This window comes from Gordonibacter urolithinfaciens (assembly GCF_900199375.1).
In the GTDB taxonomy this organism is placed as follows: Bacteria; Actinomycetota; Coriobacteriia; order Coriobacteriales; family Eggerthellaceae; genus Gordonibacter; species Gordonibacter urolithinfaciens.
The window spans coordinates 325,089-347,586 of record NZ_LT900217.1 but is presented as its reverse complement, the minus strand read 5'-3'; the positions used below and the strand labels follow the sequence as shown (position 1 = coordinate 347,586).

Annotated in this window: 16 protein-coding genes and 3 tRNA genes; 12 read left to right on the top strand and 7 right to left on the bottom strand. The window is 67.9% G+C overall.

The window, feature by feature from the left end:
• The first annotated feature begins 170 nt into the window (after nt 1-170).
• Nucleotides 171-1,010 carry an ABC transporter ATP-binding protein gene (locus tag BN3560_RS01540; RefSeq protein WP_087190947.1) on the top strand — a complete coding sequence of 280 codons (840 nt, stop codon included), beginning with the start codon at nt 171-173 and terminating at the stop codon, nt 1,008-1,010.
• Nucleotides 1,000-3,102, top strand: a complete 2,103-nt coding sequence (locus BN3560_RS01535) for an ABC transporter permease (RefSeq protein ID WP_096226754.1) — start codon at nt 1,000-1,002, stop codon at nt 3,100-3,102. Before BN3560_RS01540 ends, BN3560_RS01535 begins: the two co-directional genes overlap by 11 nt.
• Before the next feature lie 65 nt (nt 3,103-3,167).
• On the opposite strand, the gene BN3560_RS01530 is transcribed toward BN3560_RS01535, so the two are convergent.
• The 3 genes from BN3560_RS01530 to BN3560_RS01520 all read right to left on the bottom strand — a co-directional run bounded on the left by BN3560_RS01530 (nt 3,168) and on the right by BN3560_RS01520 (nt 6,448).
• Nucleotides 3,168-4,970 (bottom strand): hypothetical protein, encoded by a 1,803-nt coding sequence (locus tag BN3560_RS01530; protein WP_096226752.1) that lies wholly within the window; start codon nt 4,968-4,970, stop codon nt 3,168-3,170.
• A complete protein-coding gene (locus BN3560_RS01525) occupies nt 4,967-5,668 on the bottom strand; it encodes an RNA polymerase sigma factor (protein WP_096226750.1) in 702 nt (233 codons plus the stop codon). The genes BN3560_RS01530 and BN3560_RS01525 overlap by 4 nt, the downstream gene beginning before the upstream one ends.
• A 183-nt stretch (nt 5,669-5,851) precedes the next feature.
• Nucleotides 5,852-6,448 (bottom strand): flavodoxin family protein, encoded by a 597-nt coding sequence (locus BN3560_RS01520; RefSeq protein ID WP_087190944.1) that lies wholly within the window; start codon nt 6,446-6,448, stop codon nt 5,852-5,854.
• A 329-nt stretch (nt 6,449-6,777) separates the two neighbouring features.
• Here BN3560_RS01520 and BN3560_RS01515 point away from each other — a divergent pair, with 329 nt between their 5' ends.
• Nucleotides 6,778-7,944, top strand: coding sequence for a phosphoglycerate dehydrogenase (locus BN3560_RS01515; protein WP_096226749.1), 1,167 nt, complete (start codon nt 6,778-6,780; stop codon nt 7,942-7,944).
• Nucleotides 7,945-8,103: 159 nt separating this feature from the next.
• Here the strand turns inward: BN3560_RS01515 and BN3560_RS01510 are convergent.
• A tRNA-Lys gene (locus tag BN3560_RS01510) sits at nt 8,104-8,179 on the bottom strand.
• Between the two features lie 89 nt (nt 8,180-8,268).
• A tRNA-His gene (locus BN3560_RS01505) sits at nt 8,269-8,345 on the bottom strand.
• A gap of 249 nt (nt 8,346-8,594) precedes the next feature.
• Here BN3560_RS01505 and BN3560_RS01500 point away from each other — a divergent pair.
• Nucleotides 8,595-10,439, top strand: coding sequence for an NYN domain-containing protein (locus tag BN3560_RS01500; RefSeq protein ID WP_096226747.1), 1,845 nt, complete (start codon nt 8,595-8,597; stop codon nt 10,437-10,439).
• Between the two features lie 126 nt (nt 10,440-10,565).
• A complete protein-coding gene (locus BN3560_RS01495) occupies nt 10,566-11,141 on the top strand; it encodes a DUF4230 domain-containing protein (RefSeq protein WP_096226746.1) in 576 nt (191 codons plus the stop codon).
• 94 nt (nt 11,142-11,235) lie between these two features.
• Here the strand turns inward: BN3560_RS01495 and sstT are convergent, their stop codons facing one another.
• Complete coding sequence (sstT, locus tag BN3560_RS01490) at nt 11,236-12,492, bottom strand: serine/threonine transporter SstT (RefSeq protein ID WP_096226744.1); 1,257 nt, start codon at nt 12,490-12,492, stop codon at nt 11,236-11,238.
• A gap of 116 nt (nt 12,493-12,608) precedes the next feature.
• On the opposite strand from sstT, the gene BN3560_RS01485 reads away from it, so the two are divergent.
• A tRNA-Leu gene (locus tag BN3560_RS01485) sits at nt 12,609-12,693 on the top strand.
• Between the two features lie 236 nt (nt 12,694-12,929).
• The gene (locus tag BN3560_RS01480; protein ID WP_096226742.1) at nt 12,930-14,255 is read left to right on the top strand and encodes a (Fe-S)-binding protein; all 1,326 of its coding nucleotides are present in this window, start codon (nt 12,930-12,932) and stop codon (nt 14,253-14,255) included.
• A 102-nt stretch (nt 14,256-14,357) separates the two neighbouring features.
• Here the strand turns inward: BN3560_RS01480 and BN3560_RS01475 are convergent, their stop codons facing one another.
• Nucleotides 14,358-14,717, bottom strand: coding sequence for a hypothetical protein (locus BN3560_RS01475; RefSeq protein WP_041239908.1), 360 nt, complete (start codon nt 14,715-14,717; stop codon nt 14,358-14,360).
• Between the two features lie 341 nt (nt 14,718-15,058).
• Here BN3560_RS01475 and tig point away from each other — a divergent pair, with 341 nt between their 5' ends.
• The 5 genes from tig to BN3560_RS01450 all read left to right on the top strand — a co-directional run bounded on the left by tig (nt 15,059) and on the right by BN3560_RS01450 (nt 22,319).
• The gene (gene tig / locus BN3560_RS01470; protein ID WP_227115307.1) at nt 15,059-16,561 is read left to right on the top strand and encodes a trigger factor; all 1,503 of its coding nucleotides are present in this window, start codon (nt 15,059-15,061) and stop codon (nt 16,559-16,561) included.
• Between the two features lie 171 nt (nt 16,562-16,732).
• Nucleotides 16,733-17,368, top strand: a complete 636-nt coding sequence (locus BN3560_RS01465) for an ATP-dependent Clp protease proteolytic subunit (protein WP_087190938.1) — start codon at nt 16,733-16,735, stop codon at nt 17,366-17,368.
• Nucleotides 17,369-17,374: 6 nt separating this feature from the next.
• Nucleotides 17,375-18,772, top strand: coding sequence for an ATP-dependent Clp protease ATP-binding subunit ClpX (gene clpX / locus BN3560_RS01460; protein ID WP_096226738.1), 1,398 nt, complete (start codon nt 17,375-17,377; stop codon nt 18,770-18,772).
• A 96-nt stretch (nt 18,773-18,868) separates the two neighbouring features.
• Nucleotides 18,869-21,559 (top strand): valine--tRNA ligase, encoded by a 2,691-nt coding sequence (locus BN3560_RS01455; protein WP_096226736.1) that lies wholly within the window; start codon nt 18,869-18,871, stop codon nt 21,557-21,559.
• Between the two features lie 214 nt (nt 21,560-21,773).
• The gene (locus BN3560_RS01450) at nt 21,774-22,319 is read left to right on the top strand and encodes a zinc ribbon domain-containing protein (protein WP_096226735.1); all 546 of its coding nucleotides are present in this window, start codon (nt 21,774-21,776) and stop codon (nt 22,317-22,319) included.
• The last annotated feature ends 179 nt before the right edge of the window (nt 22,320-22,498 follow it).

The following is a 22,498-nucleotide window of genomic DNA, read 5'->3' as shown; positions in this document are numbered from 1 at the left end:
CCTTCTCTCACGTTCGCATTATGGCACAACCGCCCCGTGCACGGGCGGCCGCGCGCGGGGCGTAAGGCAGCCGCAAGGCAGCGTAAGGAAAGCGCAAGGAAGGGGAAGGGAGGGCGTAAGGCCGCCCGCGTAAGCTTGTCTGCGGAGCCGATCGAGAGAAGGAGACGAACATGGCGGCACAACATGCAGGGCAGGCGATGCAGACGGTGGTGGAGGTGCGCAACGTGGGCAAGCGCTACGGCGGCGGCGGGCGCAAGCGTTCCGAGGCGAGCGTGACGCAGGCGCTCGACCACGTGAGCTTCGCGGTGGCGGCAGGCGAGTTCACCGGCATCATGGGGCCCAGCGGGTCGGGCAAGTCCACGCTGCTCAACTGCCTGGCCACCATCGATGCGCCCACCAGCGGCAGCATCCATATCGGCGGGCGCGACGTGGGGTCGCTCGCCGGCAAGGAGCTGGCGCGGTTCAGGCGCGAGGAGCTGGGTTTCATCTTCCAGGATTCGAACCTGCTCGACACGCTCACGGCGTACGAGAACATCGCGCTCGCGCTGACCATCCAGAAGATCCCGGCGCGCGAGATCGACGCGCGCGTGCAGGAGGCGGCGCGCACGCTCGGCATAGCGGACGTGCTGCAGAAGCACCCCTACCAGCTGTCCGGCGGCCAGAAGCAGCGCGTGGCCGCGGCACGCGCCACGGTGGGCCGCCCGCGCCTCGTGCTGGCCGACGAGCCTACCGGCGCCCTCGACTCGAAGTCGGCCAGGCAGCTGCTCGAGTCGCTCGCGTACCTGAACAGCCGCGGGTCCACCATCCTCATGGTCACGCACGACTCGTTCTCGGCCAGCTACTGCAACCGCATCATCTTCATCAAGGACGGCGGCCTGTTCGGCGAGCTGCGCCGATCGGGCGCCGACCGCGGGGCGTTCTACCGCAAGATCGTGGAGATGGTGTCGACCATGGGCGGCGCGGGCGATGACGAGCCTGCCGAAGGCGAGGTGGCGCGCCATGCTTGCTAGGCTCGCGCTCGGCAACGTGCGCAAGTCCCTCGCGGACTTCGGCGTCTACTTCCTCACGGTCATGCTGGGCGTGGCCGTGTTCTACGCATTCAATTCCATGACGGCCCAGCAGGGCGTGCTCGCGTTCTCCGAGACGCAGGACAAGATGTTCGATCTTCTGGGCATGGTGATCGGCGGCGTGTCGGTGTTCATCGCGTTCGTGCTCGTGCTCTTGGTGGTGTACGCGAACGGATTCCTCATCAAGCGGCGCAAGCGCGAGTTCGGGGTGTACCTGACACTGGGTATGAGCACAGGCGACGTGGTGAGGATCGTGGCGCTTGAATCGCTCATCGTGGGCGCGGCGTCGCTCGCGGTGGGCCTTGCGGTGGGCGTGGGGCTCTCGCAGCTTCTGCTGCAGCTCACAAGCGCGTTGTTCAAGGCCGACGTGGCGGCTGCCGGCGGGTTCGCGTTCGTGTTCTCGGCCGACGCGCTGGCGAAGACCGCCGTCGTGTTCGCGGCCATCTTCCTGGTTGCCGCTTTGCTGAACGCGCGCACGGTGGCACGGGCGAAGCTCATCGACCTGCTCCACGCAAGCAGCAGGAACGAGGAGATGAAGCTCAAGAGCCTGCCGCTGTCGCTCGTGCTGTTCGCGGTGTCGATCGTGCTGATCGGCGTATCGTACAAGCTGCTCATCGACAACGGGCTCATGGAGCCTTCGCCGGAATTCGCCGCGGCCACGGTGCTCGTGTGCGTGGGCACGGTGCTGTTCTTCTATGCGCTGTCGGGCTTTTTGCTGAAGTTCGTGCAGCTTGCACGCCCGCTGTACCTGCGCGGGCTCAACATGTTCACGCTGCGGCAGCTGAACGCTAAGGTGAACACCACGTTCGCGTCGCTGTCGGTGGTGTGCATCGTGCTGTTCCTGGCCATCACCAGCGTGTGCGGCGGCATCGGCATCCGCAACGCCATCGACGGCTCGCTGGACAGGAGCACCGACTACAGCGCCAGCGTGTCCACCTCCTTCGGCTCCTACAACGCCGAGGCGGGCTTCCAGGCAGCGGACCTGGGGGCATTCGGCGAGTTCGCCGAGCAGCAGGGCTACGATATGGTTGCCGGGCTGCGCTCGAGCGTGGCTGCAGTGGGGGCAGGCGACTATGACGCGGTCGTGTCCGGTGCGGCTCAGGTCGATCTGTTGGTTGACCCGTCCGACGGCCTGGTGATGGACGACGTGGAGCGCGCGAGCGGCCTGGTGCTGGCTGATTACGCGGGCGCGTCCATCAACAGCGGCTACGGCGTGTACCCTGTGTACGTGGCGGCGTTGTCGCAGGTCAACGATGCGCTTGCGCTGGCGGGCAAGCCCGCGCTCGAACTGGGAGCGGGGGAGTGCGCGGTCTATAGCGACTCCGACATCACGAGCGGGTTCTACCGCGATGTGGTGGAACGCGGCACCGAGCTGTCCGTGGGCGGACGCGCTATGCGCGTGGTCGAGTTCCGCGATGATTGCCTGCAGACCACGCCGTTCCCCATGAACACCGGCACGCTCGTGGTGCCCGACGAGGCGGTGCCGGAGGGTGCGCGCATCCTGCAGTCCATCCTCGACGTGCAGTGTGCAAGCGATGCGGACGAGGCGGCGTTCGGCGAGATGATGGACGCCGTGTCGGAGACCGACAATCCCGACACCTGGCCCATCACGCTGTCCATGACGCGTGCCGATGTCTTCGACCAGAGCATCAGCCTTTCCACCATCGTGGCGTACCTGGCCATCTACCTCGGTTTCGTGCTGGTCATCGCCTGCGCGGCCATCCTGGCCATCCAGCAGCTCTCCGACGCGTCCGACAACGCACAGCGCTACGGCCTGTTGCGCAAGCTGGGCGCCCCCGAGCGCATGATCGACGGCGCGCTGTTCGTGCAGGTGCTCGTGTACTTCCTGTTCCCGCTGCTGTTGGCCGTGGCGCACTCCGCGTGCGCGCTCGTGGTGGTCACCGACGTCGTGGCCGTGTTCGGGCACCTCGACATCACCTCGATGGCGCTCGCCTGCGCCGGAGCGTTCCTCGCGGTGTACGGCGTGTACTTCGCCGTGACGTACCTCGGCGCCCGCAAGCTTGCCCGCGAGTAAGGACGACAACGCCCCCGCAGGTTCGACCTGCGGGGGCGTTGCATGGAGGGACCGGGCGGCTAGAGCTACTCTCCAACGGAGAACGCCACCAGCGCGCCGCTCTGCTCGAATCCTGTCAGGAAGAAGAGGCCCTCGTCGTCGGCGAGTCGATTCGGCAGCACGTGGAGGACGGACACACGCGCGGTGCCTCCCGGGGCGATGGTGAAGCAACGCGGATCATCGAGGTCGGTTTCCGCATCTCCGCTCACGGCCATGTCAAGCGTGAAGTAGCTCGTGTCAATGGCGAGCAGCCGACCTTCTTCGTTCGCAAGGCCGAACGAGCCCATATCGCGCGAGTTCAGCTCGATGCTCTCCTCATTCGGATTCGTCACGGTGAAGGTGGCTTCAAGGTAGCAGAACCCCTGATCGGTAAGAGTGCCGTCATCGTTGAACGCGTACCCGTAGCGCTCTTGCGTACACTTGCTGAAATATGCCAGGTTGCCCAGCCACCCGTTGGCGACTTCGACGAATTCGTCGGGCGTCTTGCCGCTCGGCGGCGTGGCTGCGCGTGTAATGGAGACCGGTCCTACGGCAAGCTGCCGTTCGTCGTCGCCCTGCTCGTAAGGTGGGCGAAGCTGGATGGCCGCGATCTCGCCCGCGTCGTACATAACCGTGTTGGCGAGCGTCGCAGCGTGCGGCTCGCCGTTCGAGAACATCGACACAGGGCGCGTCTCCTCGGCGCGTTCGAGCGTGTCGGCGGGCAGCACCTCGTCGGCGCGGTTGTTCGCGTCGTCCAGCGGGAAGGGGAACGGACCGTTTCCGGCTTCCACTACGGTGCCGTAGAGCGATTTCGCCGATGTGCCCGCCTCGGCATCGTCCGCAGCGAGGCGAGGGGTCAGGCGGGGGGTGCCGTCTACCATCTCGGTCTCGAAGTTGGCGACGTGCAGCTCGATGGCCTGCGTGGATATGCTGCCGTCCTCGAACGTCACGGTGACGGTGAGCGTCTGCCCGTCGAACAGGTCGATGACGGGGGATTCGGGATTGTTCGCGGCGTTTTCGGGAACCTCGCCCTCGTTCGTCCAGAGGCCGAAGCTCGTCGTGCCGTCGGCGATGCCGGGGTCGTCGTCCGCGGAGACGTCGATGGTGGCGCCCATGAGCTTCGCGAGGCTCAGCTTGCTCTCGCCGTCGCGCATGGCGCTGCCCACGAAGTCGTAGCCGCCGTAGTGCTCGCCGGTGCCGCGCGCGGTGGGCTTCCAGCTCGCCAGCTCGCCCATGCGCGGGTCGTCGGGGTCGGTCGGCCCGTCTTCGAACGTCACGCGGTACAGCGCCCCGCCCGTGAGATGCGCCTGCACGCGGACGATGCCCTCTCCTTCCACGTGGAAGAGGCAGCCCGAGAAGAAGCCGCTCACCTTGTAGTCGTCGCCCCCTCGGAACCGGTAGCCCAGGTCGCGGTCGAATGCCACGGTGCCGCCCTCGCCCGGTGCAAGGGGCGCGCTGCCGTCGCTCGCGTAGGCGCGCACCGAGAATCCGCAGCGTGCTGCGGCCTCGTCGAGCGTGATGGTGGGGGAGCCCGAGAGCGACGAGGTGAAGGCGGGGATGCCGGCCACCGCGAGCGCGCCGGCCACGAGGCAGGCGGCCGCGGCTGGCGCCCAGCGGCGGGCGAGGGATGCGGCGCCGACGGAATGGCCGGCGGTGCGCGAGACGGGCCGGGGACGGCGCCGGGTCGGGCGCTTGGCGGACACGGCTCCCTTCGCGGGCGCCTGGCTCCCGGCGTACTGTGCCGCGCCCTCCTGCAGGGCGTTGCAGACGGCGCGCTGCTTGAGCTCGGGGGAGGCTTCGACGTGGGATTGCGACGCGGCGTAGCGCGTGCGGAACTCGTTCTCGTTCATGGGCGTGCTCCTAGGTCGATCTTGAGTGCCTTGCGTGCGCGGTGGAGGTGGGAGCGGACGGTGGCGGGGCGCTCGCCGGTGATACGGGCGATCTCTTCGGTCGCGTACCCCTCGTAGTAGTGCAGGTGCACGGCGGTGCGCTGGCGGTCGGTCAGGCGGGCGAGGGCGGCCTCCAGCTCGTCGTCCCGGTCTGCGGCGCCCTCCGGGGCGTTCGGGTCGGGACGGTCGGCGAGGCGCGCCACGTCCTCGTCGCCGAGTGTGGCGCGCTTCCGGTGCCAGGGGCTGCGGTGCAGGTCGTTGCAGCAGTTGACGGTCACGTGCAGAAGCCAGGCCTTCAAATGCTCGTCGTCGCGGAAACGCTTGCCGCCTTGATGCAGGCGCAGGAACACGGTCTGGAACACGTCCTCGGCATCGGCGCGGTTGCCCGTGCGGTTCGCCGCCAGGCGCAGGACCGTGTCGCCCCAGCGCCCGACCGCGTCCTCGAGGAACGCCGTCGCCTCGCGCGCCTGCGCGCCGTCTGCCTCGGCGACTGCGTCGGGGGCGTCGCCGCGGAAGGCGTTGCCCGCATCGCTGCCGCCTGCTGCCCGGGACGTGCCGGTGCTGGAAGCGCCGTCGAGCGGGGGACGTGCCGCGTCCGGCCGCCTCCGCCCTGCGGCGCCGAAGCCCGCGGGCAGCGCTATCTCGCCTGATTCTTCCATATCCCATCTCCTTTCCCCTAGAACACGGGGAAGGAACCGTCATTTGTTGCGCTCTGCCCGAAAAAAGACGGGCGGTTTCGATCGCCCGTCGAAACCGCCCGTTGGATGCTCGCGCCCTCGCTTGCCTTGCCGCAGGCTGGCGTCCACGGGCTCCATCGCAAGTCAGCGCCCGATTCGCACGACCTACCGCAGTCCGGCACCCAGCTCGCGGGCCTCGTCGAGGGCGGGGTTGCCGGCGATGTCGCCTGTGCGGTACACGCCGCCAACCAGCACGCGCCCCAGGTCGCGCCAGCCCATGCGCTCGCAGAGCGTCTCGTAATAGGAGACGACGGGGGCGAAGTTGCGCTCCGTGTCCTCCTCGGCGGGCATGAGCAGCACGCAGCCCTTGCCGCCCGCCTCCGCCTCGGCCGCTGCCGCCTCGGCACCGCCCGCCTCTGCGGCGCGCATGCCGGCCTCCATGAGCGCGAACAGGCGGTCGAGCACGGCCTTTTCCTGCGCGGTGACGCTCCAGCAGTACATGGGCGACGCCAGCACCACCACGTCGGCCGCGCGGTAGGCGGCGTACACGGCATCCATGTCGTCCTTCTGCACGCAGGGGCTTTCCGCGTCGGCGCCTCCGCCCAGACAGCCCCGGCAGGGCGCGATGTCCATGAGCGCCACGTCGAAGCGCACCACGTCGTTGCCCGCCTGTCCGGCCCCTTCCGCGAAAGCGTCCACGAGCGCCGCCGTGTTGCCGTTTGTCCGCGGGCTCCCGTTCAGCACCAGCACGTTCTTCCCCATGGTCCTCCGCCTTCCCTCGTCTGCCTGGCTGCATCCGCCTTGCCGCGTTTCGCGCGCCGTGCCGTTTCCGTCAGCCGTGCGCGGCTTCCGTTGCAGCCGATTGTACCGCGCCCACCGCGGCCCCGCTGCGACGGTTTTCAAATCGCGCCCCTGCTTTCCGCCCACGCGCCCGTTCGCGCGGGCGCCGCCGTTCCCCCGCCCGCCGGGCGGGGGAGGGAGTATACTGCTACAGCAGGCTAAAGCGGCTCGGCTCCCACGCAACGACGGCGCGGCTCCCCTGCGCGACGGCAGCCCTCGGCCTCACCTTATACGAGAGAAGGAGAAGAACCATGCGCTACGTCCACTGCTTGAACAACATTTCCTCGCACGGCACCGACCTGCTCACCGACTCCTACGAGCTTACCGACGACCCCGCGCAGGCGTCGGCCATACTCGTGCGCAGCGCTGCCATGCACGACATGGCGTTCGGCGACGGCCTGCTGGCCATCGCGCGCGCGGGGGCGGGCGTGAACAACATCCCCACGGACCGCTGCGCCGAGGAGGGCATCGTCGTGTTCAACACGCCGGGTGCCAATGCCAATGCCGTGAAGGAGATCGTTCTGTGCGCGCTCTTGCTGGGAAGCCGCGGCATCGTGGACGGCATCGCATGGTGCCGTGACAACGCCGACGATCCGAATATCGCCAAGGCGGTGGAGAAGGCGAAGAAGCAGTTCGCCGGCCGCGAGATCAAGGGCAAGAAGCTGGGCGTCATCGGCCTGGGCGCCATCGGCGCCGAGGTGGCGAACGCGGCCGTGGCGCTGGGCATGGACGTGTACGGCTACGATCCGTACGTCTCGGTGGGCGCGGCGTGGCGCATCTCGAGCGCCGTCCATCACGTCACGAACCTGGACGACGTCTTCCGCACCTGCGACTACCTCACCATCCATGTGCCGGCCATGGAGGGCACCGTCGGCATGGTGGGCGGGCGCGCCTGCTCGCTCATGAAGGACGGCGCCGTGGTGCTGAACTTCTCGCGCGACACGCTCGTGGACAACGCCGCCATGGCCTCGGCGCTGGCGTCGGGCAAGGTGGGCGCCTACATCACCGACTTCGCCACGCCCGAGGTCATGAAGATGGAGCACGCGATCGTGCTGCCCCACCTGGGCGCCTCGACCGCCGAGGCAGAGGACAACTGCGCCGCCATGGCCGTGCAGGAGATGATGGACTACCTGGAGAACGGCAACATCAAGAACTCGGTGAACTTCCCCGCATGCGACATGGGCGCGTGCCCTGCCGGCATGAGCCGCGCGGCCGTCATGCACGAGAACATCCCCAGCATGATCAGCCGCATCACCGACGTGTTCGGCGAGGAGGGCGTGAACATCGAGAACATGACGAACAAGTCCCGCGGCGACGCCGCCTACACGATGCTCGACCTCGACCAGCCTGTGCCCGCCACCGCCGTGGAGAAGCTGGAGGCCCTCGAGGGCGTCCGCCGCGTGCGCGTGGTGTGCTAAGGGGCTCCGAGCCGCGCCGCATGCCCCTCGGGCATGCGGCCGACGGCGGGGACGGCCGGCTCCCAAGGTCCGGCGACCTTCGCCGTAGGCGGGGAGGGAAGATGCCCGCAAAACGAAAAAAGCCAGCCGGTTTCTGCCGGCTGGCTTTTAGATTCTCAATGGTGGACCGTCGGGGACTCGAACCCCGGACCTTGGGATTAAGAGTCCCCTGCTCTACCAACTAAGCTAACGGTCCAAAGAAAAACTATGTCAAAGTGCTCAAAGCGCTGGGCTATCTTAAAGCATGCGTCCAACGATTGCAAGCCCTAATTTCAAAAAGCGCGCTGGGGTGGCTAATCGGACTCGAACCGACGACCTCCAGAGCCACAATCTGGCGTTCTAGCCAACTGAACTATAGCCACCAAGGCGCAAGGTGGAAGTATACGGATTTTCCCTCCCGAGCGCAAGAGGATTATGGACAAATTGTATCAGACTTGCTGCAATCGGGCTCTGATCGGCCCGTTTAGAGTAGTATAGTCGCCTGAAACGCCGTGTTTTCCGCAGGTTGGCACCGCTTCGGGCTGCCGACCGTTTCCGGCCACGGCGCAAAAACCGGCGTTGCGCGCCTGGGCGCGCCCGCCTCCATCACTTTCACCGAGGAGCGGCACCACGTGGAAAAGCAATCATCTGAAAAGCGCTTTGCGCTCTTGATCGACGCCGACAACGTGTCGGCCAAGTATATAAAGCCCATCACCGACGAGCTGTCGAAATACGGCACCGTCACCTACAAGCGCATCTACGGCGACTGGACGCTCACGCTCCATGCCAAATGGAAGGACGCGCTGCTGGAGAACTCCATCACGCCCATCCAGCAGTTCGGCTACACGCAGGGCAAGAACGCCACCGACTCGGCCATGATCATCGACGCCATGGACATCCTGTACACGCGCTCGGTGGAGGGCTTCTGCATCGTGTCGAGCGACAGCGATTTCACGCGTCTGGCCAGCCGCATCCGCGAGAGCGGCCTCACGGTCATCGGCATGGGCGAGAAGAAGACGCCCACGCCGTTTCGCAAGGCATGCGATATCTTCACCACGTTGGAGCTTCTGCTGGGCGATGCGGGCGGCAAGGCGCCCGGCCGCGGCAAGGGCCGGGGCGACCAGGCCGGTGCGAACGCCGCCGGCGCGGGCGCGGGCACGGCCACCGCGAGCAAGGAGGAGATCGAGCAGGCCGTGGTGAACATCATCACCGACAACCAGAACAACGGGAAGTCCACGGGCCTCGGCGAGGTGGGCAGTCGCCTGCTGAAGCGCTACCCGGACTTCGACGTGCGCAGCTACGGCACGAACCTGCTGTCGAAGCTGCTCGACGAGTTCCCGAGCGTGCAGATCACGAAGGACGGCAGCTCGGTGACGGTGGAGCTTGCGGGCGACGATCGCGAGCGTCGGGGCGGCCGCGGCAAGGACGCCCCGCACGGCGCGGAGGCGCCGGCCTCAGAGGCGTCCGACGCGCAGGCCGAGCAGGAGCCGAAGGGGCCTGCCAGCGCCGAGGCCGCAGTCGACGCGCAGGCGGAGCCCGCCCCGGCCGAGGACGCCGGCGAGCCGGCGCGGCAGACGGCTGCGAACGGGGGCGGGGAGGGCGCTTCCGCGAAGAAGCCCCGTCGCTCCACGCGCGCGGCCACGCATCGCGGCGGGAAGGGCGACGCCCCGAAGGCGGCTGCCAAGGACGCCGTCGAGGCGAAGAGCGCCGAAGCCCCCGCCCCGGAGGTTCCGGCGGAGGAGCCGCAGGCTGCTTCGCGCGCCGAACAGCCCGAGCCTGTCGAAGAACCCCCCGTGGACAACCGTCCGGGCCGAGCCGCCCGCTTGCGGGCCGCCGCCGCATGGGCGAACGCCATGGGCGGGCGCAAGGCTGCGGCCAAGACGAAGCCGGCCGCGCGCAAGGAGCCGGAGGCGCAGGCGCAGGACGTCCCGGCCGCCCCACAGGCCGAGGAACCCGCAGAGGCGCGGCAGGAGCAGGCGCCGAAGTCGAAGTCCCGCCGCAAGCCGGCCTCCAAGGCCGCCGCTGCGGTCCCGCAGCCCGCCGAGCAGGGCGAAGTCCCGCCGCAAGCCGCCGAGGCCCCCGCAAAGGCCTCGGCGAAGGCTTCTGAGAGGCCGGCGCCGAAGTCCTCGGCGAAGCGCGCGAAGGCGGCCGATCCGGCCGAGACGGCGCAGCCCGCCGAGAAGGCCGCGAAGTCCGGGAGGGCTCCCAAGCCTCCCAAGGCTGCGCAAGCCCCCGAGGCCCCCGCGCAGGATGCCCTCGCCGCAGGCGGGCCCGAGGAGTACATCCGCCAGACGCTGGCCGAGGCCGGCCCCGACGGCGTGGCGCTCGCCACGCTCGGCAAGCGCGTGCGCGGCAAGTTCCGCACGTTCAAGCTGCGCGACCTGGGCTACGCCCAGTTCCGCCCGTACCTTGCCGACCTCGAGGGCGTCTCCGTCGAGCAGCGCGACGGCCAGTTCTACGCCCGCCTGGCCCGCTAGGCGGGCCGCGGACCAGCGAGACCGGGCGCGCGCCTCTTTTCAACCGCTCGTTGACGGAGGACGGGCGCCCGTTCGTCCGTGGTATCCTGCCCCCTGATCCCGTTTCCACCGAGAAGGAACCTTGCCATGAAGAAGTTACTCGCGATCGTGGCGGCCGGGGCGCTCGTCGCCGTGGGCGTCGTGGGCACGCTCGCGTTCCAGCGCGCCTTCGAGCCCAGCGTCAGGCTCTCGTCCACGTCCATCCAGGAGCAGCTCACGAACTCGAGCGAGCTGGCCACGGCCAAGCTGGAGTACCGCGGCCTCGTGCGCTACGAGAACGGCGACATCGACTTCATCAACAAGAAAGGCTTCACCATGGTCTACGACGCCGAGGTGCGCGCCGGCGTGGACCTGTCGCAGGCCTCCGTGGACGTGAGCGGCCGCACCGTCACCGTGCGCCTGCCGCAGGCCCGTCTTCTGGGCATAGAGATAGACCCGCACTCCATCGAGTTCTACGACTCCGCGTTCGCGCTGTTCAACTGGGAGAACAAGCAGGATACCGCCGAGGCGCTCAAAACGGCCCAGGCCGACGCCGAGGGCAAGGTCGACCAGACGGGCATGATCGGGCAGGCCAACGAGCAGGCGCGCACCCTCGTGGAGAACCTGCTGCACCCGTTCACCGTGGGAGAGGGCGCCTACACGCTGCAGATCGTGGACGCGTAAGGGGGCGCAAACAGCGCCTCATACGGAAACGGCGCGGCGGCCCGGTGGACCGTCGCGCCGTTTCCGTATGGGAAGGGGCTTGCCCCGCGCCGCCCTATGCCAATTCGTTCTCGTCGAACGCGTCGCGGCCCAGGCGGAAGCTGCGGCCCTCGAGGCGGCGCTGGCGGTACTCCGCCGCGGCGGTGAACAGCACGTCGGACGAGGAGTTCAGGGCCGTCTCGCACGAGTCCTGAACCACGCCGATGATGAAGCCGATGGCCACCACCTGCAGGGACACGTCGCCGTCGATGCCGAACAGCGAGCAGGCCAGGGGTATGAGCAGAAGCGACCCGCCGGCCACGCCCGACGCGCCGCAGGCGGAGGCGGCGGCCAAGGCGCTTAGCACCACGGCGGCGAGGGGGTTCACGGCGATGTCGAGCGTGTGGGCGGCTGCCATGGCCATGACCGTGATGGTCACGGCCGCGCCCGCCATGTTGATGGTGGCTCCCAGCGGGATGGAAACCGAGTAGTTGTCCTTGTCGAGGCCGAGCTTCCGGCAAAGCTCCATGTTCACCGGGATGTTCGCCGCCGAGCTGCGCGTGAAGAACGCCGTGACGCCGCTGTCCTTCAGGCACCGCAGCACGAGGGGGTAGGGATTCGCGCGCACGCAGGCGAACACGATGAGCGGGTTCGCGACGAGGGCGATGAACAGCATGCAGCCCACGAGCACGAGGAGGAGCCGTCCGTACTCGGCGAAGACGTCCAGCCCGTTCTGCGACACGGTGGAGTACACGAGCCCCAGCACGCCGAACGGGGCGAGCGCGATCACCCAGCGCACCACCGTGGACACGGCGTCCGACACGCTTGCGAACACGTCCTTCACCGTGCCCGACGCCGCGCGCAGCGCGATGCCCAGCACGACGGCCCACACGAGGATGCCCAGGTAGTTCGCGTTCGCCAGCGCGTCCACGGGGTTCGCCACCATGTTCGAGACGAGCGTGCCCAGCACCTCGCCGATGCCCGAGGGCGTGCCCTGCGCCTCCGCCGGGGCCGCCAGCGTCAGCTCGGTGGGGAACAGGTAGCTCGCCCCCACGGCCACGAGCGCCGCCGCGAACGTGCTCACCAGGTAGAGCGCCACGACCGTCCGCATGGACCCCGCCGCCTTCGCGTTGGCCAGCGCGCTTGTCACGAGGAAGAACACGAGCACCGGTGCCACGGCCTTCAGGGCCGACACGAACAGCGTGCCCAGAAGCCCCACGGCCTCTGCGTTTGGAAACGCGATGCCCAGCACCGCGCCCACGGCGAGTCCCGCCACGATGCGCTTGATAAGGCTGATGTCGTTGTACTTGCGCGCGAGCGCCTTGAAGTCCACGTCTGCTCCTTGCCTTCGTTCCCTACGGTTCGGGCGCCTATGATAGCAGACCGCGCAACCTGGCCGCGCGCCGCCAAGTTCTGCTATCATGTTCGCTGCGCGAAAAGGGCGCACGTGCGGGCGTGGCGGAATTGGCAGACGCGCCAGATTTAGGTTCTGGTACCGAAAGGTGTGAAGGTTCAAGTCCTTTCGCCCGCACCAGCATACCCGGGGAAGCTGCAAGCTTTCCCGGGTATGCTGCGTTTGAGGCTGCGGCCGAAGGCGCGGGCCGCGCACGCGGGCGCTGCTTCCGGGCGCTGCTCCCGGGCGCGCTTCCCGGTTGCCGCAGCGCATCGTCTCTGCCGCAGCCTGCGCAAAATGCGCGTCCTCGCCCGATTCTCGCCTCAGTCGGGGCGCATTGCGCTAAACTGGTCGCGGATACGAGGGGGGAGTACGCCATGCGCATGCAGCCACGACCGGAAAAACTCACGACCGAGGAACTCGGGCAGATCGCCGGCCTGGACGCGGCCAAGCTCGATATGCTGGCCGCCTGGGCGAACAAGAAGCTCACCTGCGCGCACTGCAAGCGCTGCACGCTGCGCTGCGAGGTGCTGAAGGAGCCGGGCCTGGACATGGGCCAGGTGGAGGAGGGCTACGGCGCCATAGCGGCGCTGCCGTTCGACGACCAGCCCGCCGCCGTGCTGCAGCTCGTGCAGGACCGCCCCGAGCTCTACCACGCGCTGCGCCGCTGCTGCTTCTGCGGCTTCTGCACGGCCACGTGCCAGACCCACGTGCTGGCGCCCGAGCGCATGCGCGACTGGCGCGTGCTGTTCATGCGCGCCGGGCTCATGCCGCCCGACGACTCCAAGCTCGTGATGGTGGACAACGAGTGGAACATCTTCAGCGCCTACCGTGCCGTCTACGGCATCGGCTACCCGGAGCTCACCTCGCTCGAGCAGGCGGCCGGGAACGGGCCGGGCCTGGCGGACACGCTGTTCTTCCCCGGCTGCTCGCTGGTGAGCTACGCGCCCGAGCTCACGCGCACGGTGGGGAGGTGGCTCACCGACAACGGCGTGGCCTGGGCGCTCTCCACCGATTGCTGCGGAAGCCCGCTCATGAGCGCCGGGCTGTTCGACCGCGCCGCCGCGCTGCGCCAGCGCATCCTCGACCAGATACGCGCGGCGGGCATCGAGCGCGTGGTCACGGTGTGCCCCGGCTGCGGGGAGGAGTTCGTGGAGCTCATGGGCGACGAGGTGGACATCGTCCCCTTGCCGGAGCTCCTGTTGAAGAAGAGCCGAGCCGCCGAGCGCGCCGGCCGTCCCACGGGCTTCGCGCCGCTTCCCGAACGAAGCGTCACGTTCTTCGACTCGTGCCACGACCGCTTCGACGGACGCCATGGCGCCGCCATCCGCGCGCTCGTGGCGCGCAACCTGCCCGAGACGGCCCGTCTGGAGATGGACCACCGCCGCAAGGGCACGCTCTGCTGCGGGGCGGGCGGCGCCGTGGCGGGCTACGACGGCGACGTCACGGAGCGACGCGTGTGGCGCATTATCGACGAGGCGCGCAAAACCGGCGCTGAAACGCTCATCACCACGTGCCCCACCTGCACCTACACGGTGGCGCAGGCCTGCCTGGGAGCGCCGTCCGAGCGCGGAATCGGCAACCGCCACTACCTGGAGCTGCTGTTCGGCCAGACCATCGACTGGTCGCAGGTGTTCGCCCAGCTGGGCGGCATGTGGGAAGGCGAGTACGGCCCCTGGCTCACGCAGACGTTCTTCGCTTAGGCAAGGGCCCTGCCCTTGCCCTACGCTCGACCCGGGAGAGACGACGAGGCATGACTTTCGATACCGCTCCTGCCGATCGGCGATTGGGGTGCGCCGTGGCCCTTACGCCAGGAAGCGTCCCAGCAGGAAGCCGGCCACCACGCAGAGCGCGGCGAACAGGGCCGACAGGCCGATGAGCCGCGCGTCGCGCTTCTCGCGGCGGACGCGCTCGCGCTCGGCGCGGTTGCGCTCGAGGAAGAAGGAGTACCCGTCCGAGGTGATGACCACGATGGTGCCGCGCTTGCCCTCGGCCTTCGCGGCCAGCGCTCCGGCGTCGATGAGCTCGGCCTGCAGCTCGTCGTCGGGGCGGTAGGGGAAGGCGCAGCGGTACACGAGCTCGCCCTCGACGCTGCACGTCGAGCGCTCGTAGTCGATGAGCCGCGCCAGCTCGCGCTCCTGCGGTATGTTCAAGGAGATGGCCACGCGCACCTCTCGGTCGGGTTCATGATGATGGTTTCCATGATAGCGGGTCGCGGCGGACGGTGGGTGTGGAAAATCGCCGGAGATCAGGAAACGTCCCGGTACCCAGAAGCTCCGGGCGGGCAACGCGGCGTTTGCGCCCCCATACCGCGCCTCTTTCGTCGGTTCTTCGTGAACCTGCTTCCTCAACCCTACCATATGTGCGATAATTCCGTTTCGGTGTGCCAGAGTGCGAATCGGACGTCTTGCGAGGCCGACGCGGATGCGCGCCGCTAGGGGGCAGCCGCCGAGAGCACCGCACGCTGCCGCGAGGCGATTTATCGGAAATGATGGAGGATAGTTACGTGGAGACAAAAGTTGAGGCATTGCAGGATAACCGCGTCAAGGTGACCGTTACCGTCGATGCCAAGGATATCGACGCGCGCATCAAGAAGACCTACAAGGACTTCGCGCACAAGTACAACTTCCCCGGGTTCCGCGCCGGCAAGGCGCCGCGCCCGATCATCGACAACGCGCTGGGAGCCGAGGCGGTCCCCGCCACGGTGACGGACGACGTGGTGAACGAGACCTATCCCCTCGCCATCGACGAATGCAACCTGTACCCCGTGTCGAAGCCGACGTTCGCCGAGGACATGGGCCTCGTGGCGGCCGGCAAGCCGTTCGAGTACTCGCTCGAGGTGGAGGTGAAGCCGGAGCTGGAGCTTTCCAGCTACGAGCCGGTGGAGATCGACATGCCCGCCGAGGGCGCGAGCGACGCCGAGGTCGACGACCAGATCGACCAGCTCCGCGAGCACTACTATGACTACGAGGACGCCGCCGCGGCCACGAAGGTCAAGGAGGACAGCTACCTCGACCTGGGCATGAAGGCCACCGACGACGCCGGCGAGGACATCGCCTCCCTGACCACCCCCACGCGCCTGTACGGCTTGGGCACCGGCCTGTTCCCGGCCGCGTTCGACGCCGAGCTCGTGGGCATGAAGAAGGGCCAGAAGAAGGAGTTCTCCATCGACGTGCCGGCCGAGCCGACCGTCATGACGCAGCCTCTCATGGGCAAGACGTCCAAGATCAACTTCGAGGTCGAGGTGCAGGCCGTCAAGAACAAGGTGCTGCCCGAGGTCACGGACGAGTGGGTCAAGGACACGCTCGGCTTCGAGAACGTGGCCGACCTGCGCACCCGCGTGGCCGACTCCATCCTGGAGCAGAAGGAGGAGGTGCTGCCCCGCATCAAGGAGAACCAGTGCCTCTCCAAGCTGGCAGACCGCCTGCAGGGCGACGTGCCGGAGGCCATGTGCGAGGAGGCCGAGACGAGCCTGCTGCAGGACTTCTTCCAGCAGCTGCAGCGCCAGGGCGTGAGCTTCGACGCCTATCTGAAGCAGCAGGGCATCACGCCCGACCGCTTCAAGGAGGACGTGAAGGCGCAGGCCGCCGACATGACCAAGCAGGACCTCGCGCTCGACGCGTGGGCGCGCCACTACAGCATGGAGGTCACGGACGAGGACGTGGCCGAGGAATTCGTGAAGAGCGGCGTGGAGGATCCGAAGAAGCTCCAGGAGGAGTGGCGCAAAAACGGCCAGCTCCACATGGTGAAGAACGGCATCGCCCGCACGAGGGCCGCCGAGGACGTCATGGAGAAGGCCGTCGTGACCATCGTCGAGCCGGGAGCGGCCGCCGACGACAAGAAGGACGAGAAGAAGCCCGCCAAGAAGGCCGCGGCCAAGAAGACCGCCAAGAAGGACGAGGCCAAGGACGAGGCTACCGAGAAGAAGCCGGCCGCCAAGAAGGCCGCCCCGAAGAAGGCCAAGAAGGACGAGGCCGCCGACGCCGAGAAGGCAGCGGACGCCGAATAGCGCCGCAGGCGGCTCTTCGGACGCGCCCTTCCGGGGGCGCGTCCGCTCGTCTCGCCGAGGGTAACGAAACGGTAGCCTGGCCTTGCGTGGCGGCGAAACGTACATCACTATGGCATTAGACGATTCCGTGCGGTCCCGCCGGGGCCGCGAGCGAAAGCGAGGCAACAAGCTATGAGCTACGATACCAAGGCAGCACTGATCCCCTACGTCATCGAGCAGTCCCCCCGCGGCGAGCGCAGCTACGACATCTACTCCCGCCTGCTGAACGACCGCGTGATCTTCCTGGGCGAGCAGATCGACGACAACGTGGCGAACTCCGTGGTGGCGCAGCTGCTGCACCTGGAGAGCGCCGATCCCGAGAAGGACATCTCCCTCTACATCAACTCGCCGGGCGGCTCCGTCACGGCGGGCCTGGCCATCCTGGACACCATGGACTTCATCAAGTGCGACGTGTCCACCATCTGCCTGGGCGAGTGCGCCTCCATGGCCGCCGTGCTGCTGTCCAACGGCGCCAAGGGCAAGCGCCTGTGCCTCCCGAACTCCATGGTGCTCATCCACCAGCCGTCCGGCGGCGCCCAGGGCCAGCAGACCGAGATCGCCATCGTGGCCGACTTCATGCTGAAGACCCGCAACCGCCTGAACAAGATCCTCGCGGACAACACGGGCCAGACGCTCGAGACCATCCAGGCCGACACCGAGCGCGACAACTACATGACCGCCGAGGAGGCGCTGGCCTACGGCCTGGTGGACCGCATCACCACGTCGCGCGCCGTCGCGTCGGACACCGAAGAGAAGAAGAGCGAATAACCTGTTATGACGAACGAGAGACACGAGGAATTCGCCGGCCGGGACGACATCGCGTGCGCCTTCTGCGGGAAGCACCCGCACGAGGTGGCCGCGATGATCTCGGGCCCCAACGGCATCTACATCTGCGACGAGTGCATATCCGTGTGCGCCGATGCCATGATGCGCGACCTGGGGCTCTCCGTGCCGCCCGAGGCGGCCGCCCCGATGGAGTCCGAGCCGCAGGGCCGCCACGCCAAGCATGCGGGCGAGCCGTACACGGCCGAGGCCGAGCCGGCGCCCGAGGACGTCCTGGCCGACCTGCCCACTCCCCACGAGCTGTACGCGGAGCTCTCCGAGCATGTGGTGGGGCAGGAGGCGGCCAAGCGCGCGTTGTCCGTGGCCGTGTACAACCATTACAAGCGCATCAGCCTGGGGGCCGACGCAGCCGAGGGCGACGTGGAGCTGGCCAAGAGCAACATCATGCTGCTGGGCCCCACAGGCTCCGGCAAGACGCTCTTGGCGCAGACGCTCGCCCGCACGCTGAAGGTGCCGTTCGCCATTGCGGATGCCACCACGCTCACCGAGGCCGGCTACGTGGGCGAGGACGTTGAGAACATCCTGCTCAAGCTCATGACGGCGGCCGACTTCGACATCCCGCGCGCCGAGATAGGCATCATCTACATCGACGAGATCGACAAGGTGGCCCGCAAGGCCGAGAACCTGTCCATCACGCGCGACGTGTCCGGCGAGGGCGTGCAGCAGGCGCTCCTGAAGATCGTGGAGGGCACGGAGGCGAGCGTCCCGCCGCAGGGCGGCCGCAAGCATCCCCAGCAGGAGCTCATCCACATCGACACCACGAACATCCTGTTCATCCTCGGCGGCGCGTTCGTGGGTTTGGCCGGCATCATCGCCGACCGCGTGGGAAAGAAAGGGCTCGGCTTCAACGCCGACCTGCCCGAGTCCAAGAAGCACGCCGAGGCCGAGCTTTTGGCCCAGGTGCTGCCTGAGGATCTGAACAAGTACGGCATGATCCCCGAGTTCGTGGGCCGCATCCCCGTGGTGACGTCCCTGAACGAGCTGTCGGAGGAAGACCTCGTGCGCATCCTCACCGAGCCGAGGAACGCGCTGGTGAAGCAGTACACGAAGATGTTCGACTTCGAGGATTCCACGCTCGTGTTCGAGCCCGAGGCCCTGCGCGCCATCGCGCACGAGGCCGTGGAGCACGGCACGGGTGCCCGCGGGCTGCGCTCCATCTGCGAGCGGGTGCTCATGGACGTGATGTACGACCTGCCCGAGCACGAGGGCGCCACTGCCGTCACCGTGCGCGCGAGCGACATCAAAGGCGAGACGAAGCCGGAGATCGAGCCCGCGGGCGGGGCAGGGGCCCTGCCGATGGGCGACGAGGTGAGCCTGCAGAGCGCATAGCGCGGTCGCGGGATACGGGAGACGAGCGGGCGGATCGCAGACGAGCGGCGCGCCCGCTTTTCGGTTTGAGAGACTTTGAGGACGAAAGAGCAGACCATGGCCGATAACACGAACGAGAAAACCGGGGCGAGGAAGATCGACTACGACTTCGCCGCCCACGAGCGCCCGCTTTTCGAGGCGTGGAAGGATGCCGGCTACTTCCAGCGCGGCGAGGGCTTCGGCGCCAAGAAGGGGCAGCCCTACACCATCGTCATCCCGCCGCCGAACATCACGGGCGTGCTGCACATGGGCCACGCCCTCAACGACACCATCCAGGACACGTGCATCCGCCGCGCCCGCATGCAGGGCCGCCCCACGCGCTGGATCCTCGGCACCGACCACGCCGGCATCTCCACGCAGACCAAGGTGGACAAGAAGCTGGCCGACCAGGGCATCAGCCGCCTGGAGATAGGCCGCGAGGCGTTCATCGAGGCGTGCTACGACTGGTACAAGGAGTACGGCACCACCATCGTGAACCAGATCAAGGGCATGGGCTGCTCGTGCGACTACGACGACGAGCACTTCACGCTGGAGCCGGCCTACGTGCGTGCCGTGCGCAAGCTCTTCGTGGACTGGTACCGCGACGACCTCATCTACAAGGGCAAGCGCATCGTGAACTGGTGCCCCCACTGCACCACGTCCATCTCCGACGACGAGGCCGAGTACGTGGACGAGGCGGGGCACCTGTGGTACCTGCGCTACCCGTTGACCGAGCCGGTGGACGGACTGGAGTACCTCGTGGTGGCCACGACGCGCCCCGAGACGATGCTCGGCGACACGGGCGTGGCGGTGAACCCGAAGGACGAGCGCTTCAAGCACCTCGTGGGCAAGACGGTGACGCTGCCGCTCGTCGACCGCGAGATCCCCATCTTCGCCGACTGGCACGTCGACAGGGAGTTCGGCACCGGCTGCGTGAAGACCACGCCCGCGCACGACCCGAACGACTGGGCCATGGGCGAGCGCAACGGCCTCGAGCGCATCAACATCTTCGACGAGACGGCGCACGTGGTGGAGGGCTACGGGAAGTTCTCGGGCATGGACCGCGACGAGGCCCGCGAGGCCGTCGTGGCCGCGTTCGACGAGCTCGGGCTGCTCGACCACGTGGAGGACCACGATCACTCCGTCATGACGTGCTACCGCTGCCACACGAAGCTCGAGCCCTGGGAGTCCGAGCAGTGGTTCGTGGCCGTGGACGGCCTCAAGAAGGATGCGGCGCGCGTGGTGGAGGACGGCTCCATCCAGTTCCATCCCGAGCGTTGGAAGCAGGTCTACCTCGACTGGCTCGAGAACCTGAAAGACTGGTGCATCTCGCGCCAGCTGTGGTGGGGGCACCGCATTCCCATGTTCTACTGCGACGCGTGCGGCTGGGAGGACGCTTCGGTGGAGGACGTCGAGACGTGCCCCGTGTGCGGCGCCCCGGTGCGCCAGGACGAGGACGTGCTCGACACGTGGTTCTCGTCGCAGCTGTGGCCGTTCGCCACGATGGGCTGGACCGAGGAGGGGGTGGACGCGCCCGAGATGCGCGCCGCGTACCCCACGCAGGTGCTGTCCACCGCGCGCGACATCATGGGGCTGTGGGTGGCGCGCATGGTGATGGCGTCCATGTACTGCACGGACCAGATCCCGTTCGAGCACGTCATCATCCACCCGACGGTGATGGCGGCCGACGGCAAGCCCATGTCCAAGAGCCGCGGCAACGGCGTGGACCCGCTGCGCCTCATGGAGGACTACGGGGCCGATGGCATGCGCTTCGGCCTGCTCATGCAGGTGACGGGCGCGCAGGACCTCAAGTTCAACGAGGAGAAGCTGGAAAGCTCGCGCAACTTCGCGAACAAGATCCGCAATGCCGCGCGCTTCGTCATGATGAACCTGGACGGCTACGAGCCGGGCGAACCCGCGCCCTCGACGCCGGCCGACCGCTGGATCTTCTCGCGCTTGGCGGGCCTCGTGGCGCGCCTGGACGCGGCGTTCGACGGCTTCGAGTTCGGCGAGGCCACGCGCGAGCTGTACGCGTTCTTCTGGAACGAGTTCTGCGACTGGTACATCGAGTTCTCGAAGGCGCGCCTGGGCGCCGGGGCCGACCCGGCGGACCGCCTGGCGTGCCAGCGCAACCTCGTGTTCGTGCTCGACCAGGCGCTGCGGCTGCTGCATCCCATCATGCCGTTCGTGACCGAGGAGATCTACCAGGAGTTGCCCATCGACCGCGAGGGCGCACCGTACCTCATCGGGGCCGCCTGGCCTGACGCGCAGGAGCTGGCGAAGTACGCGGACCCGGAGGCCGAGCGCGCCATCGAGATGGTGTGCGAGACGGTGTCGGCCATCCGCTCGACGCGCGCCCGCTACGGCATCTCGCCGAAGTCCCAGCTGGCCGTGGTCGTGAAGGCCGACGGGGCGGACGCGGCCCTGCTCGAGGCCCAGCGGGGGCTCATAGAGGGCATGGGCAACACGGCGTCGCTCGCCATCGGCGCGCAGGTGGAGAAGCCGGCCGAGTCCAGCGCCGTGCTGGGCGCGGGGCTTGAGGTGTACCTGGTGCTGTCGGGCCTCGTGGACCTCGGCGCCGAGCGCGAGCGCCTCGCGAAGGAGCAGGCCAAGCTCGCCGCCGACGCGGGCAAGCTGGAGAAGAAGCTCTCCAACCCGGGCTTCCTGGCCAAGGCCGCGCCCGAGATCGTGGAGAAGGACCGTGCCAAGCACGCCGAGCTCGCCGACAAGCTTGCTCGCGTGGAGGCCCAGCTGGCGGAGCTGGGGTAGGCGCGGGCGGCAGGCGGGCGCGGGACGTCCGCCTGCCGCAAAGGCGCATCGAGGCACGGGGTCTGTTGGGCGCCTCTTGCGGAAATTGCCTGAACACGGGGGTGCGGTCGGGCAATTTTGGTATAATGACTGACCGTGTCGACGCTTGTTGAGGTCGGCACGGTGCAACGGTCGCCCCCGCGGCGTCTGGCAAGTCGAAGAAAACGAGGTTGAAATGAGCGAACTGCTGTCCCAGTTGTGGACGCCCGAGTTGCAGGCCGCGTTCACCGTGGTCGTCATACTGCTCGTCATTCTGTACGTGCTCTCCATCGTCTGGGTGGTCCGCGACGCGTACCTGCGCGGCTCCTACTGGTACGTGTGGGCCATCGTGGCGCTCATCCCGCTGCTGGGCATCATCGCGTACTGCCTGCTGCGCCCGCCGCTGCTGCAGATCGACCGCGACGAGCAGGAGCTGGAGATCGCGCTCAAGCAGCGCGAGCTCATGAAGTACGGCGAATGCGCGAACTGCGGCTATCCGGTAGAGGCCGACTTCGTGCTCTGCCCGAACTGCCATCAGCGGCTGAAGAACCTTTGCGGCACCTGCAACCATGCGCTCGATCCGTCGTGGACCGTGTGTCCCTACTGCGCCACGCCCGTGGGCGGTGCCGCCCCCGCGCGCCGCAACGCTCCGCGCGCCCGAACGCAGCAGCCGCAGCAAGCGGCTCCCCAGCAAAGGCAGGCCCGGACCCGCTCCCCGCAAGGCGAGCATCCCGCCCCGTAACCCGCGCTGTCGAAGAAGCCGCCTCGTTTACCGGGGCGGCTTTTTATGCTGCGCCGGTGCCTGCCGCCTGCCGGCCTGCCGCCTGCTGCGGCGTCTGTTGAAACCGTGTGCTCGGAGGGCCCTCCGGCCGTTCGTGGCATACTGAGCCCGGGCTGCGCACTCAAGACGCAGCCATACCG

What these genes read in the sequence shown, in the direction of transcription:
- clpX (WP_096226738.1), top strand. Translation starts at nt 17,375, where the DNA reads ATGACGAACGAGAGACACGAGGAATTCGCCGGCCGGGACGACATCGCG.
- BN3560_RS01530 (WP_096226752.1), bottom strand. Translation starts at nt 4,970, where the DNA reads ATGAACGAGAACGAGTTCCGCACGCGCTACGCCGCGTCGCAATCCCAC.
- BN3560_RS01540 (WP_087190947.1), top strand. Translation starts at nt 171, where the DNA reads ATGGCGGCACAACATGCAGGGCAGGCGATGCAGACGGTGGTGGAGGTG.
- BN3560_RS01450 (WP_096226735.1), top strand. Translation starts at nt 21,774, where the DNA reads ATGAGCGAACTGCTGTCCCAGTTGTGGACGCCCGAGTTGCAGGCCGCG.
- BN3560_RS01525 (WP_096226750.1), bottom strand. Translation starts at nt 5,668, where the DNA reads ATGGAAGAATCAGGCGAGATAGCGCTGCCCGCGGGCTTCGGCGCCGCA.
- BN3560_RS01535 (WP_096226754.1), top strand. Translation starts at nt 1,000, where the DNA reads ATGCTTGCTAGGCTCGCGCTCGGCAACGTGCGCAAGTCCCTCGCGGAC.
- BN3560_RS01495 (WP_096226746.1), top strand. Translation starts at nt 10,566, where the DNA reads ATGAAGAAGTTACTCGCGATCGTGGCGGCCGGGGCGCTCGTCGCCGTG.
- BN3560_RS01515 (WP_096226749.1), top strand. Translation starts at nt 6,778, where the DNA reads ATGCGCTACGTCCACTGCTTGAACAACATTTCCTCGCACGGCACCGAC.
- BN3560_RS01480 (WP_096226742.1), top strand. Translation starts at nt 12,930, where the DNA reads ATGCGCATGCAGCCACGACCGGAAAAACTCACGACCGAGGAACTCGGG.
- BN3560_RS01455 (WP_096226736.1), top strand. Translation starts at nt 18,869, where the DNA reads ATGGCCGATAACACGAACGAGAAAACCGGGGCGAGGAAGATCGACTAC.
- BN3560_RS01465 (WP_087190938.1), top strand. Translation starts at nt 16,733, where the DNA reads ATGAGCTACGATACCAAGGCAGCACTGATCCCCTACGTCATCGAGCAG.
- BN3560_RS01520 (WP_087190944.1), bottom strand. Translation starts at nt 6,448, where the DNA reads ATGGGGAAGAACGTGCTGGTGCTGAACGGGAGCCCGCGGACAAACGGC.